Below are 13798 nucleotides of genomic sequence, written 5' to 3'. Positions count from 1 at the left end.
TGGTCATAAATGCTAACGCTCCCAGAAAATGGGGCAAGCTTTAAGTGCAGGTGTCTGGCACCCCTTCGGCAACAATGGATTGCCAATCGGCACCAAGAACCTGTCGCGCTGACAAAGCGTCCGAAGCTCCCGACGATCCGCGTTTGATAATGCGAACAACCATGCCTTGTGAGTGTATTCCAGACCAACCATCGTAGTTGGCATTGTCACCTTCAATGATGAATAGGTCTCCACCTTTTCTAATAACTTCTACCGCGGCTGTTTTGAAAGCGACATTTCGCGCGCCCTGAGGACCACATGCTGGCGCAGCAGTGGTAGACACTTTAAATGATGATTGGCTCAATTGCTGAACGGTCGACTGTGCGCATCCCGCAACCGCAAGCGCAACCGCAAACAAAGTGGCTACTGATTGAATTTTCATGTACTTATGACCTTCTTTCGTCTCTTCGTACAAACACTTCAATGTAGTTAAGCCAATTGTGAACACTATCTTTGGATGTTTTAGGGCTTTGAATTTGGACCTTTCAATTGGATCCCATTTTGACCAAACAACCCAGCATTGCTCAGAAGGCTTAAGGACAGCCTTAATCACATACGTATGTATGAGATTGAAATCTTAGCTGATAATGATGGTCGTCATCGTTCTTCCACCGAGAAGCCTCGGACCGTGGCAGAGACCCTCAAGTCGGCGCCCTTTTTGCAGCGGCGGGTGGGAAAAGACCAACAGGCCGCCGCGCGTCGCCGGGCTGCCCCCAAGGCACGGCGATTGGGTGAGGCAAGCGCGCGCACAAAGGGTTGATTGATCAGGTTGGATAAACTTCCGGATAACCCTGCAAAGCGCCCCACACCACAACCCTTTGCACCTCAGATCGCAACGCCGCCAATTGACATCCGCTGCACTTCTCGCAGAACTGGGCGCACGTCAGACAAGAGGCCCCGATGATCATCCGCACCGCCACCGCCGCCGACGCCCAAGGGCTGGCCGAGATCTATAACCACGCCGTGGAAAACACCGTCGCCATCCTGAACGAAACCTTGGTCGATGCCGAAAACCGCGCCGCCTGGGTGGTACAACGGCAAGGCGATGGTTTTCCGGTTTTGGTGGCCGAAGAAGACGGCCTCATCCTTGGCTACGCCAGCTACGGCCCCTGGCGCCCCTTCCACGGGTTTCGCGAAACGGTGGAACATTCGGTCTACGTGCGCGCCGGTCAACGCGGCAAGGGGCTGGGCCGCAAACTGATGCAAGCCTTGATCGACCAGGCCAAGGCCGACGGGCTGCATATGATGGTCGCCGCTGTGACTGCGGGTAATGACGCCTCGCTCAAACTGCACGAAAGCCTTGGCTTCCAGATCACCGCCTGCATGCCGCAGGTTGGGCAGAAATTCGGCGACTGGCTGGAGCTGATCTTCCTGCAATTGTGCCTCGACGACAGGCCGCAACCCTGATCCCTCTCCTATCCAGCGACCACATCGGCCCACTGCCGTAAAAATGTGACACAACAGGAAGTTATCCCCAGAAAACCGCACTCTCTTTTGGTTAGGGGGATTCACATGGCGAATCACCTGTGGCATAGTCCTTGCATCGCCCGTTAAGAGGCAAAGCCGCGCAGATCGGCATATTTGAGGCAAGCAGATGCACCGCAGCAAAAGACGCACATTGGGGGCTTGGGCCTATTTCGCACTGGCATTTTTGCTGGGGGCCTATTTCACCTTTGCGGCCGTTCAAGGCGGCTACGGGGTCTTTCGCCGTGCTGAAATCCAGGCCGAGGCGCAGGGCTTCACCCGCGAGCTGGCCCAGCTGCAGGCCGAGGTGGACCGGATGGAAAACCTCACCCGCCGTCTTTCCGACAGCTATCTGGATCTGGACCTGCTGGACCAGCAGGCGCGTTCCGTGCTGGGCATGATCCGCACTGATGAGATGGTGATCCGCTAACCTGCCACCGCGCAGTGATCCCCCTCGCCATTTCTGACAAGACTTCCCCTGCGTCACATTGGCGATCGCACGCTGCGCACTTTTGTCTCGCCCTGCGCATTCGTTTGCTGTATAGAATAGTTTAACGCTAAACTATATTTGCTACCGGGAGGATGTTGCCGCATGGCCGCTAAGAAAACCCAAGCCAAATCAAACGTTTCCGCCGAGGAACTGAAATCATACTACCGGGACATGTTGTTGATCCGGCGATTCGAGGAAAAGGCGGGCCAGCTCTACGGCATGGGTCTGATCGGCGGTTTCTGCCACCTCTATATCGGTCAGGAAGCGGTTGTTGTTGGCCTTGAAGCCGCCACCAAAGAGGGCGACAAACGCATCACCTCTTACCGCGACCACGGTCACATGCTGGCCTGTGGCATGGACCCCAACGGCGTCATGGCCGAGCTGACGGGCCGCGAAGGCGGTTACTCCAAAGGCAAAGGCGGCTCCATGCACATGTTCTCGAAAGAGAAACATTTCTACGGTGGCCACGGCATCGTTGGCGCACAGGTGCCGCTGGGGGCGGGCCTTGCCTTCTCTGACAAATATCGCGGCAATGACAATGTCACCTTCGCCTACTTCGGCGACGGCGCTGCCAACCAGGGCCAGGTCTATGAGACCTTCAACATGGCCGCCCTGTGGGACCTGCCGGTGATCTTCGTGATCGAGAACAACCAGTACGCCATGGGCACCGCCCAGAACCGCTCGACCTCGACCGAGGACATCTACACCCGCGGCGCCCCCTTCGGCATCCCCGGTGAAATTGTCGACGGCATGGATGTGCTGGCCGTGAAAGCCGCCTCCGAGAAAGCCGTCGCCCACTGCCGCGCTGGCAAAGGCCCCTATATCCTTGAGGTCAAAACCTACCGCTACCGCGGCCACTCCATGTCGGATCCGGCAAAATACCGGACCCGCGAGGAAGTGCAGAAAATGCGCGACGAGCGTGACCCGATTGAACAGGTGCGTGACCTGCTGCTGACCGGCAAACACGCCACTGAGGATGATCTGAAGGCGATTGATAAAGAAATCAAAGCGATCGTGAATGAATCCGCTGATTTCGCCAAAGAAAGCCCGGAACCGGCGCTCGAAGAGCTCTGGACCGACATTTACGCCTGATCCCCGAGGAGACACTGACAATGGCAACCGAAATTCTCATGCCCGCCCTGTCCCCCACCATGGAGGAAGGCACCCTGGCCAAATGGCTGGTCAAAGAAGGCGACACCGTAAACTCCGGCGACATCATGGCCGAGATCGAAACCGATAAGGCAACGATGGAGTTTGAAGCGGTAGACGAAGGCATCATCGGCAAGATCCTGATCGCGGAAGGCACCGAAGGTGTCGCCGTGAACACCCCGATCGCCGTGCTGATCGAAGAAGGCGAAAGCGTCGATGACATCGCCGCCCCTGCCCCCGCAGCTGAGGCCGCACCGGCAACAGCTCCGGCCCCCACAGCCGCCCCGGCACCGGTGGCAACCACCCCGGCAACCCCAGTGGCAGCCCCGGTGGCTGCTCCGGCAGATCTGACCCCGGATTGGCCCGAAGGCACCCCGATGAAACAACAGACCGTGCGCGAAGCCATCCGTGACGCCATGGCCGAAGAAATGCGCGGTGATGAAAACGTCTTCCTGATGGGCGAAGAAGTTGCCGAATATCAGGGCGCGTATAAGGTCTCGCAGGGCCTCCTGGACGAGTTTGGCAGCAAACGCATCATCGACACGCCGATCACCGAACACGGCTTTGCCGGCATCGCCACCGGCGCGGCCTTCGGCGGCCTTCGTCCGATTGTCGAGTTCATGACCTTCAACTTCGCCATGCAGGCGATTGACCAGATCATCAACTCCGCCGCCAAGACGCTTTATATGTCCGGCGGCCAGATGGGTGCGCCCATGGTCTTCCGTGGCCCGAACGGCGCCGCCGCCCGCGTCGGTGCCCAGCACAGCCATGACTACGCCGCATGGTATGCGCAGATCCCCGGCCTGAAAGTTGCGATGCCCTATTCGGCCTCGGATGCCAAAGGTCTGATGAAGACCGCCATCCGTGACAACAACCCGGTGATCTTCCTGGAAAACGAAATCCTCTACGGTCGCTCGTTTGACGTGCCGGATATGGATGATTTCACCGTGCCCTTCGGCAAGGCCCGCATCTGGCGCGAAGGCACGGATGTGACGCTTGTGAGCTTCGGCATCGGCATGCAATACGCGCTGGAAGCGGCTGACAAACTGGCCGAGGAAGGCATCTCGGCCGAGGTCATCGACCTGCGTACCCTGCGCCCGATCGATTATGACACCGTGCTGAACTCGGTCATGAAAACCAACCGCTGCGTCACCATCGAAGAGGGCTTCCCGGTCGCCTCCATCGGCAACCACCTCTCGGCCACCATCATGGAACGCGCCTTTGATTACCTGGACGCCCCGGTGATCAACTGCACCGGCAAGGACGTGCCCATGCCCTACGCCGCGAACCTGGAACGCCACGCGCTGATCACCACCGATGAGGTGATCGCCGCTGTGAAACAAGTGACCTATCGGTGAACATGAATTGGCGCAGCTTCATATCGGGAAGCGCCGTTGGCGGCCTCGTTGTGGGCTGCGCCGTTCTGCTCAACGCAGGGTACAACGTCCTGGATCAAGGCATTTCGCAAACATACCGGCAGGCCGTCATTGATGATCTGCGCCATGAGAGTGATGTTCTTAAGGCTATGGTTGAGCCACATTGGCTAAGCCTGTCACAGGCAGATGCTGTAAGTCGCCTGAAGAGCTTGGACGTTTTCGACTTCGTAAAAGGCAGCGATGGGATTGCTGCCGGTCCCGTATATCTCAAGCTGACAGACGGTCAGGTTGTGGAAATCCAAACTCACTGCGCCCGGTTTAAATCGCCGTCCTGCGCAACAGAGGGAGTGAACTGAGATGCCAATTGAAATCCTCATGCCCGCCCTGTCCCCCACCATGGAGGAAGGCACCCTGGCCAAATGGCTGGTCAAAGAGGGCGACACCGTGTCCTCCGGCGATCTGATCGCTGAGATTGAAACCGACAAAGCCACCATGGAGTTTGAAGCCGTGGACGAAGGCGTTGTTGGCAAAATTCTGGTGGCCGAAGGCTCCGAAGGGGTGGCTGTAAACACCCCGATCGCGGTTCTTCTGGAAGACGGCGAAAGCGCCGATGACATCGGGTCCGGCGCTCCCGCGGCCCCTGCCGCAGCTGCAGCTGAAGCGGCCCCCGCGGCCGTTGAAGCGGCCGCTCCTGCCCCGGCAGCCGCACCGGCTGCTCCGGCTCCGGCTGCTCCGGCCAGCGCTGATGGCACCCGCATCTTTGCTTCGCCTCTGGCGCGCCGCATCGCGGCGGACAAGGGTCTGGATCTGGCCACGCTCACCGGCTCCGGCCCGCGCGGTCGCATCGTGAAGGCAGACGTTGAAAACGCCGTTGCCGCTCCGGCCCCTGCCGCCGCTGCGGCCCCCGCCGCCGCACCGGCCAAGGCCGCCGCTGCTGCGCCAACCGGTCCCTCGACCGAAGCGGTCATCAAAACCTACGAGGGCCGCGCCTTCGAAGAGGTCAAGCTGGACGGCATGCGCAAAACCATCGCAGCCCGCCTGTCCGAGGCCAAACAGACCATCCCGCACTTCTACCTGCGCCGTGACATCAAGCTCGACGCACTGCTGAAGTTCCGTTCGCAGCTGAACAAACAGCTGGAAGGCCGCGGCGTGAAACTCTCGGTCAATGACTTCATCATCAAGGCCGTGGCCAACGCGCTGCAGCAGGTGCCCGAAGCCAACGCCGTTTGGGCCGGGGATCGCGTGTTGCAGATGAAAGCCTCCGACGTGGCGGTTGCCGTTGCGATCGAAGGTGGTCTCTTCACCCCGGTTCTGCAGGATTCCGACATGAAATCCCTCTCGGCCCTGTCGGCAGAGATGAAGGATCTGGCCTCCCGTGCCCGTGAGCGCAAGCTGGCCCCGCATGAATACCAGGGCGGCAGCTTTGCGATCTCCAACCTCGGCATGTTCGGCATCGACAATTTCGACGCCATCGTGAACCCGCCGCACGCCGGTATTCTGGCCGTGGGCGCTGGCACCAAGAAGCCGGTTGTGGGCGAAGATGGTGAGCTGACTGTGGCCACCGTCATGTCGGTCACCATGTCGGTGGATCACCGTGTCATCGACGGTGCCGTAGGCGCGAACCTGCTGAAGGCGATCGTCGACAACCTGGAAAACCCAGTTGCCATGCTGGCCTAAGCCAAGCCGCTGATCTTAAACGCGAAAGCCCCGGTGAAAGCCGGGGCTTTTGTTATTTAGGGGCGAAAATTCCTGCAAACGACCATGCGTCCGAACCGAGGGGCGAAGCGAAGCTCCCGCCCCGTGGGGGCGGTTCGGGCGCTGCCCAATCTGCGATTGGGCAATGGCTAACCCAAGCATGAACAAGTAACCCAATCAAAACATAGTTCCCAATTGGCTTGCTCCGCTAGACAGCAACAGTCTTTCGCCTACACTGGAAAAACATGATTAAAGTCGGAAACGGGACAAATGACCTACGATCATCACTCACCCGAAAACATTGAAAAACGCTCGCAGTTTCTAACCATCGTCCAGACCACAATCATGGCATTTTCGGCAGAATCTCACCAAAACGATAAAGCCAAAGAATTTAACGATCTTTATGCCTTCAACCTTGCAAACGAAGCCGTAGAGATCTCCCACCTTATTCCACCAGACATGACGGCAGGAAAAGCAGCGAAGGACTTTCTCCGTCAGTATCTTTGGAATGACGAGGGTTACTTTGCCCCTTGGATCAGTGACAATCGAAAAGAATGGGCAAACTCTCTCTCGGCATCTGCCATAGCCTTTTAAGCCGCTGCAATCAGAGCCTGCGCGAAACAGCGGCCGTAGGCCGCCGCGCATCGCCGGGCCGCCCCCGGGGCACGGCGATTTGGCAGCGATAAACGGCCAGATAGCTAGCCAAGGTCGCCGCACCGCGGCCCTTTGATGCGCAAAACCCCGCAGCCTGCGCCACGGGGTTTCAAATCTCTCAGCAGCCCAAAGGCCTACTTGCGGAACAGCTGGTCCATGCTGATCGAGGGCTGGGAGCAGCCCGCTTCGCCCACCACTTTGGCCGGTACGCCTGCCACGGTGGATTTGCACGGCACTTCCTGCAACACGACCGAGCCCGCCGCCACGCGTGAGCAATCGCCGACGCGGATGTTGCCCAGCACCTTGGCACCTGCGCCGATCAACACGCCATTGCCGATCTTCGGATGGCGGTCCTCTTCTTCCTTGCCGGTGCCGCCCAGAGTCACCGAATGCAGCATCGACACATTGTCCCCCACCACGGCGGTTTCCCCGATCACGATGGAATGGGCGTGGTCGATCATGATGCCTTTGCCGATCCGCGCGGCGGGATGAATATCGACGCCGAAGGTTTCCGACACCCGCATCTGGAAGAAATAGGCCATGTCGCGGCGGCCCTCAGACCACAGCCAATGGCCGATCCGGTAGGCCTGCAACGCCTGATAGCCTTTGAAGAACATCAACGGCTGGAAAAACCGATGGCAGGCCGGATCGCGTTCCCGCACCGCCACCATATCCGCCCGCGCCGCCAGCGAAATCTCGGGATCGGCGCGATAGGCCGCATCGGCGATTTCCCGGATCAACTGCTCCGACATCTCAGCCGAGGCCAGTTTTACAGCGGTGCGATAGGCCAGAGCGGCCTCAATGGTTTCGTGGTGCAGAATACTGGAGTGGATCAAGCCACCCAAAAGCGGCTCTTCCTGAACCGCGTCCTCAGCTTCAGCCCGGATCTGCGTCCAGACCGGATCAAGGTCGGTCAAGTTGGTTCTGGTTTCAGCCATGCCTACCATCCTCTGCGTTCTCAGACTTGCGTCACTATACCAGATAGGCAGGCTTGGCAAAACGCAAAGACGTGAAACGGCTTATCACAAAAGAAAATTGTCCCACCGCTCAGGTCAATTCCAGACGGGCGGCCCGCCCCGCCCCGTAAAGCGCGGAAATCTGGCGCACTTCCAGCGACTTACCGGCAGTCCCCCCGTCCGCAATCTGATCCGCAACGCTGTAGACCCAGGCAGGTGAGTTGGTCACAACCTCGCGCAGAACGGTGCTGCCGTCGCGGATGCGCAGCAGATATTGCTCTGCCTCTTCCCCCAATGGCACCTCCAAACCGTCCCAATTGTCACCGCCAATGCGGGTCTGACGGATCCACTTGACCTCCAGATCACCAGCGCCTGCGGCCGCGACCTGCAAATGCACCGGTGCATAGGGGCGCAGGCCAATCCCGGCAAAGGCATGGGCTTCATGCACATAGGACGGATCATCATAGGCTCGCCGCGCCGATCCGATGCGGAAGTGACGTTGCTGGCCACGGCTGCTGGCCGCCAGCGGCATCTGGGTCACCGCCCCGTCCATCACCACCAGCTTGCTGCCAACTGGCCAGACCGCAGGCACTTCTGTGCCGCCCTGCCCGCGCAGCAGCCCCGTCAGCACATAGCGGCCTGCAAAGTCGCCTGCGGCCACCAATTCGGCTTGGGTGAATTGCAGCAGTTCCCAGCCCTCAGGCGTGCCGTCGCCAATGGCCACCAGATTAGCCCCGGCCAGCACCTCGGCCTCGGACCGGCTGTCCAGCGTGCCAGAGGCCAAGTCAACCTCGACCCGCCCGGCCTGGTCCCAGCGCCCCACGGGGCCCACAACTAAGGGCGCGGTCAGCTGACCCACCGTGGCTTTCTGCGCGCTTTCCAACAGTAGCGTATAATCCGCATCTGTCGGCGCCACATAGGTTGCCACAGTCCCCGGCCAGGGATCCGCCGTCACCGCCAGATGCGGCGCATGGGGCAGCTCTTCGCCCGTCAACAAGGGCAGATCCAGAAACAGCGGCAACACCGGCACCGGCGCGGCAAAGGGCGTCAGCGCGCTGGTCTCCTCGGCCAGAGGCAGGGGCTGGTAGAGCGCCGGATCAATCCGCACCGCCTCCAGCAATTGTTCGCGCCCGTATTCCAGCCGCTCCACCCGGTAGCGCGCCCCGTCATAACGGATCACATCCCCCGCCCCAATCGCCAGCTCCGAAGGTGGCAGCGACAGGCGCAACCGGTCCCGCGCCACCCGCGCCTCCGACAGCCAGCGCTCTACCGTCTGCCGCCCCTCTGCACGGGTCAGCGCCATCGGCAATTCCGACGCCGCAACCCCGTGCGCCGCCTCATCGGGCAGCACGCTTTCTTCGGCCACCACCTCATAATCCGCACCGGATTCCACAAAGCGCAACCGCACACGCCCCGCCATCTCGCTCTCTGCGGCGCGCAGGTGTTCAAAATCTCCTGCCAGATCGTCACTCAGCGCAAGCTGCTGATCCGTTACGGTAAAATCAACCTCCGCCCCACGGTTGCTAAACACCAGAACTCCGTCTCGCTCCACCGCGTCAAAGCCGTGACGCAGTATCAAGGGCTGCAATGCGGCGCGGGCATCCCCCACCTGTTCCACCGCGTAACCACGCACCAAACCGTGCAAGTCCGAGGTATCCACCTCCGTCACACCCGCCTTGGCACAGATCTCCTGCACCACCGACGCCAGCGACCGCGCCGCACCGCGCCCATTCAGCCAATGCCCCTGCGCATAATTCGCCCCATCCGACCACAGCGCCTCATGGCGTGGAAACACCGGATAAGGCCGCGTGTCCCAGGCCCAGACAAAGGCCCGCGACATGTCCAACATGGGCCCGCCATATTCCACCGAAACAGGGTTATGCGCCGCCTCCCCCCAATAGCCCAGCATGGCGCGCAAATACTACATCTGGATCAGATCGTCCCGCCCGCCGTTGGAATGGTAAGGCACGGAAGACTCGGAGGATTTCGGATCAAGAAACTTGTTCGGCTGGTTTGTGCCCTTGTCGATCGCGGCGCAGCCCAGCTCGGTAAACCAGATCGGTTTGGACTGCGGCACCCAATCCGTAGGCACCGCCTGCCGCACCCCGCCGATCCTCTCGTGATGGGCGTTCTGCCACCAGCCACGCAGGTCCTTCACCCGGTACACCCAAGGCTCCCCATGGGCGCCATCGGTGATTTCGGTACGGATCTGCGCCGCGCGAGCCTCAGGAGAGTGGTAATACCACGCATAAAGCTCGCCCCCCTCGATGTTGCTGCGCAGGTAATCCAGATCGTAAATCGCCCCCCAATCGGCATCCAAATGCGTGCTGCCGTCACGCCAATCCGACAGCGGCATGTAGTTGTCGATCCCGATGAAATCGATGTTCTCATCCGCCCACAGCGGGTCCAGATGGAACAGCACATCGCCCGATCCATCCTGCGGGTGGTAGCCGGAATATTCAGACCAATCAGCGGCATAGCCCAGTTTCACCTCGGGCCCCAGCAGCGCGCGAACCTCTACGGCCAGCGTTTTTAAAGCGGCCACAAAGGGGAAACTGCCCGCTGCCCCGCGCAGCTGCGTCAGCCCGCGCATTTCCGAGCCGATGCAGAAACTGTCCACGCCCCCCGCCGCCGCGCACAGCGCCGCATTGTGCAGGATGAACCGGCTGTAGGACCACTCCGTCGGCCCGTGATAGCTGACCGCGCCCTCCGACACAGCGAAATCCGCAGCCGTCACTGTGCCGACAAACTGCGCCACTTCGGCCTCGGCCGCTGCCGTGCGGTCAGGGCTACCGGTCAGCCAAGGCGCCAGCGCCCCGGTGATCCTCCCGCGCCACGGCAGATGCGGTTGGCCGTCCTCGCCCGTCCAGGGATTGGTTAACGTGTTGCCCTGCATTTGGGTCATCAAGATGAACGGATAGACCATTACCGCATGACCTGCCGCCTTCAGTGCGGCGATGGCCTCCAACACCGAAGCATCACAAGGCGTGCCGCCGTAAACCGGTCGATCGTCCTCAGCCGGCACCTGTTCCGCCTGCCCGCGGGTGAGGCCAGAAACCCGCCAGGGCATATCTTTCGCATCGCCTGTGGTGAGCTCCACCCTGGGGCGCAGCTGACACTGACCAGCACGCAGATCATCGCCAAACCAGGACACAATCAGAGACGCCGCCTTGGCCGCTGGTAACTCCTGCGCCATGAGATCAAGAGAGACCTGCAAGTCACTTTGACCATTTACAGAATTCACATTCACCACTTGCGAAACGCCCAAGCCCTGATCCACCACAGCTGGGGTTGTCGCCAGTGCATACTCCCCGCTGCCAGGCATCAGCGCGACCGCCTGAACCGCCTGCGCAGGCTCTGCCTCCGGCGTGTCTTGGGAGGTGAAATCAGGCCGCAAAACCTCAAAGTTGAACTGTGGCACCCGGTTGCCAAAACGCCCAAGATCCAGATCCTCGATCACCACATAGGCGGTGCCGCGATAGGCCGGAACCCGGCCCGCGCCCTCGATGGCTTCCAGCTTGGGATCTGGCATCTGATCCCGTTTACCTTGGTAAACACGCAAGCCGATATCCTCGGGCGAAATCTCCACCCCGTCGGCCCAGATCCGCGCCACACCGGCAATTTCCCCTTCGCAAAGCGCAATCGCTAGACTCACCGAATAGCTGTAACTGCGGGTCACCTGCCCGCCACCTTTGCCGCCACGGCGGGTGGTTTCATACTCGGCAAACTGGCTGGCCCAGATGACCTGCCCGCCCACACGCATCCGCCCGTAGACTTCAGGATTTGCAGCACCTTCACCCGCACCTGTCAGGCGAAACCGGTCCACGCGCCCGGTCTCCACCACCTCTGAGCCGCCCAAAACCCGCTGGTCAATCACCCGCCCCAAAGTGGCGCCAATCGCGCGCCCAACCACAACCGAGGACAGGCCCAGAACCGTCCCGCCCATGGCTCCGCCAATTGCAGCACCCGCCGCCGAAAGAAGAATGGTCGCCATGTCGCGCCCCCAGTAACTCTATGAATGTCAGTGTGTTAGCCGCGATCCGGCCAGGCAAACCGCGCCACGATCCGGCGACGCCACGGCGCGGCAAGCGCGCTTTCCACCACCCCATGCCCGCTATAGGCATGGATGAAACTGGCGCCCGCGCCGACCTCGGCGGCAATGCCGATATGTTTCGCCACCGCCCCCTGCCGCATCCGAAACAGCAAGACATCCCCCGCCGCCTCCGCGCCAAGCTGTTTTGCGCGCAAATGCCGATGTGCCGCCCGCCACAGCGCCTCCTCGCCCTGCGGCTCATCCCAATCCCGGCTATAGGCAGGCAAGACCTCGGGCTCTGCCCCGAATTGCGCCCGCCACAGCCCGCGCAACAGCCCCAGACAATCTGTCCCCACGCCCTGGCAGGAGGCCTGATGCCGGTAAGGTGTGCCAATCCAGCGACGTGCTTCGTTAACCACTTTGTTCATCGCCGCCTGCCCCCATTAACCCGCTGGGTAGAGGCAGGATGGGCCGTCATCCAGTCGTCACTGGGAATGTCAGGAAATCCCTGGAAATTCAGAGCATTGTTGAACTTCAACCGGCAGGTGGCAAAGCGTTTGTCACAGCCCGCAAACAGGGCGATCTGGTCGCCCGGCAGCAGCTCTGCCCGCAGCGGTTCCCACAGGGTGATGCGCCGCCCGCTGTCGATCTGTTCATCAAGTTTAACGGGCGCTCTTAGCCCCACGGCCGCGCCGGTCAACACCTCCAGCCGTCCACGGGAAAACCAACCGGCCTCAAAGCCGCCAAAGGCGGCAAAATTCAGTTCGGAGGCGCTGATCACCTCGGCCACGGGCTGTTCGGTCCGGTAGCCTGCACCATTCAGGTTAACGCCACAGTCCGCATCACCCAGCACCGCGCCACAGGGGGCCTGATAGCTGCGTCCCATCGGTTCATTAAGCTGATCGGTCAACCCCCGCAGCTCGGCTTTGAAGGCGCCGCCGGAACGTTCCAGTTGACCAAGCGTGCCACGGAACAGCACCGCACGCTGTTCAGGCGCGGCCCAGTTGACCAGCCAGCAGGTCACCTTTGCACCATCATAGCGCCCCGCCGCAATGTCAGCCTCGCTGATCGCGGCGGCGCTGAGCCCGCCCATTGCCTCGGCGTTGTCGACCGACAACCCGGTTGCCTGCTGCAAGGTGCTGGCGCTAAGGCCGGTGTCAGCCCCGAATGACAGGCTATTGAAATTGATCAGTTTATCATGATCAGTGAAACCCTGCCGCGGACCATCACTGCGATGGATTTCCCAACAGCGACACAGCGTTGTGACACCGGTTCTAAGATGCGCGAGCATCGCGTCAGATATCTGCATCAGACCCGCACCTCCACCACTGGCACGTCCGGCACGTCACCGGCCTGAAATGAAGCGACCGAGGCACGGATTTGCCCGGTGTCGAACCGCACCGGCACGTCGAATTCGAACCCTGCCGTGATCTCGGCCCCTGCGTTGGGGGCTTCAAACAGGGTTACCAGACCGGTGGTCAGATCGAGCGAAAACTGCACGTGCTCACGCATTTCCACCCCGTCAACGCCCAGCACAACGGTGCCCGCGACAGGTTTCTTAATGGGGCGTTAGTAAGATTGATGACCGGACCGGTAATGTTTCACCAGCTGGAATTCTGCCGTCTGACCGTCCGCCGTGGCGATGGGTTGATCGGTGTAGGACAGTGGCGCGGAGGGCTGGCCGGATTTGAAATCGGACCAGTCCTTCCAGCGGAACCCGTAAAGCTGTCCCTGCCGGGCCTCAAAGAAGGCAATCAGGGCTGCCACATCATCCAATGAGCGCAGCCCAAGCCCGGCGTCATAGCGCCGTTTGGAATGGACCCAAGGGGAGTTGCGCTCTTCAAACCCGTTGCTAAGCGTCACCACATCGGTGCGCCGCTCAGGGCCACCAAGAGCGCCAAAGCTCAGACTTGCGGGAAACTGTTCCTCGTGAAAATTCATA

Annotated in this window: 11 protein-coding genes and 2 pseudogenes; 7 read left to right on the top strand and 6 right to left on the bottom strand. The window is 60.8% G+C overall.

From position 1 onward, the window contains the following. Window positions 1-40: 40 nt before the first annotated feature. A complete protein-coding gene (locus SIC14_RS15465; RefSeq protein ID WP_412562808.1) occupies window positions 41-592 on the bottom strand; it encodes a hypothetical protein in 552 nt (183 codons plus the stop codon). Between the two features lie 347 nt (window positions 593-939). Between SIC14_RS15465 and SIC14_RS15460 the strand changes: the two genes are divergently transcribed. The 7 genes from SIC14_RS15460 to SIC14_RS15430 all read left to right on the top strand — a co-directional run bounded on the left by SIC14_RS15460 (window position 940) and on the right by SIC14_RS15430 (window position 6807). Next, a complete protein-coding gene (locus SIC14_RS15460; protein ID WP_412562807.1) occupies window positions 940-1446 on the top strand; it encodes an N-acetyltransferase family protein in 507 nt (168 codons plus the stop codon). Between the two features lie 187 nt (window positions 1447-1633). Then, complete coding sequence (locus tag SIC14_RS15455) at window positions 1634-1933, top strand: FtsB family cell division protein (RefSeq protein ID WP_412562806.1); 300 nt, start codon at window positions 1634-1636, stop codon at window positions 1931-1933. Between the two features lie 162 nt (window positions 1934-2095). After that, window positions 2096-3085, top strand: coding sequence for a pyruvate dehydrogenase (acetyl-transferring) E1 component subunit alpha (gene pdhA / locus SIC14_RS15450; protein ID WP_412562805.1), 990 nt, complete (start codon window positions 2096-2098; stop codon window positions 3083-3085). 20 nt (window positions 3086-3105) lie between these two features. Then, the gene (locus tag SIC14_RS15445) at window positions 3106-4500 is read left to right on the top strand and encodes a pyruvate dehydrogenase complex E1 component subunit beta (RefSeq protein ID WP_412562804.1); all 1395 of its coding nucleotides are present in this window, start codon (window positions 3106-3108) and stop codon (window positions 4498-4500) included. Next, the gene (locus tag SIC14_RS15440) at window positions 4497-4874 is read left to right on the top strand and encodes a hypothetical protein (RefSeq protein WP_412562803.1); all 378 of its coding nucleotides are present in this window, start codon (window positions 4497-4499) and stop codon (window positions 4872-4874) included. The genes SIC14_RS15445 and SIC14_RS15440 overlap by 4 nt, the downstream gene beginning before the upstream one ends. A 1-nt stretch (window position 4875) precedes the next feature. After that, entirely contained in the window at window positions 4876-6195 is a 1320-nt protein-coding gene (locus tag SIC14_RS15435; protein ID WP_412562802.1) for a pyruvate dehydrogenase complex dihydrolipoamide acetyltransferase, read from the top strand. Between the two features lie 288 nt (window positions 6196-6483). Beyond that, a complete protein-coding gene (locus tag SIC14_RS15430) occupies window positions 6484-6807 on the top strand; it encodes a hypothetical protein (RefSeq protein WP_412562801.1) in 324 nt (107 codons plus the stop codon). 194 nt (window positions 6808-7001) lie between these two features. Here the strand turns inward: SIC14_RS15430 and cysE are convergent, their stop codons facing one another. From cysE to SIC14_RS15405, 5 genes and pseudogenes are all read right to left on the bottom strand, one after another. Then, window positions 7002-7805 (bottom strand): serine O-acetyltransferase, encoded by an 804-nt coding sequence (gene cysE / locus SIC14_RS15425; protein WP_412562800.1) that lies wholly within the window; start codon window positions 7803-7805, stop codon window positions 7002-7004. Window positions 7806-7914: 109 nt separating this feature from the next. Next, a pseudogene (locus tag SIC14_RS15420) lies at window positions 7915-11817 on the bottom strand (glycoside hydrolase/phage tail family protein). A gap of 35 nt (window positions 11818-11852) precedes the next feature. After that, window positions 11853-12284, bottom strand: coding sequence for a peptidase (locus SIC14_RS15415; RefSeq protein ID WP_412562799.1), 432 nt, complete (start codon window positions 12282-12284; stop codon window positions 11853-11855). After that, on the bottom strand, window positions 12281-13165 hold the full coding sequence (locus tag SIC14_RS15410) for a DUF2163 domain-containing protein (RefSeq protein WP_412562798.1): 885 nt from the start codon (window positions 13163-13165) through the stop codon (window positions 12281-12283). The genes SIC14_RS15415 and SIC14_RS15410 overlap by 4 nt, the downstream gene beginning before the upstream one ends. Continuing rightward, window positions 13165-13797 (bottom strand): annotated as a pseudogene (locus tag SIC14_RS15405) (TIGR02217 family protein). The gene SIC14_RS15410 and the pseudogene SIC14_RS15405 overlap by 1 nt, the downstream one beginning before the upstream one ends. Between the last annotated feature and the right edge of the window lies 1 nt (window position 13798).

It is taken from the genome of Thalassobius sp. MITS945101 (genome assembly GCF_047123305.1).
In the GTDB taxonomy this organism is placed as follows: domain Bacteria; phylum Pseudomonadota; class Alphaproteobacteria; order Rhodobacterales; family Rhodobacteraceae; genus Thalassobius.
This window is presented reverse-complemented; position numbering and strand designations above follow the sequence as displayed.